This is a genomic window from Streptomyces sp. WM6386 (assembly GCF_000972385.1).
Lineage (GTDB): Bacteria > Actinomycetota > Actinomycetes > Streptomycetales > Streptomycetaceae > Streptomyces.
In genome coordinates this window covers 1-334 of the sequence record NZ_JXTE01000717.1, presented here as the reverse complement: position 1 = coordinate 334, position 334 = coordinate 1, and the positions used below count along the sequence as shown (strand labels likewise).

Below are 334 nucleotides of genomic sequence, written 5' to 3'. Positions count from 1 at the left end.
CGGCTTCGTGGGCAACGCAGGCGTGCAGTACACGGACGCGCTCACCGCGGGGCCGGACGGCTTCGAGGCCACGTTCACGGTCAATGTGCTCGCCCATCACCTCTTCGTCCGCCTACTTGAGGACCGTTTCGTCGCCCCCGCCCGGATCGTGCTCACCGTCAGCGACACACACTTCGGCGACTTCAGGCACAACCTGGGCATGGTGCCCGGCCCGGTGTGGCGGTCCCCGGAGATCCTCGCCCGCACGGGCGCCTTCGCCCGCCCGGGGACCGCGGCGGGGGGGGGGAACCCCCACCCCACCCGCCAAACTGGGGCCGGTCCCCCCGGGGACCGG

1 pseudogene is annotated in these 334 nt (G+C 73.1%); it reads left to right on the top strand.

Annotated features, from left to right (window positions below):
- A pseudogene (locus tag TN53_RS43375) lies at positions 1-334 on the top strand (short-chain dehydrogenase); the annotation flags it as partial.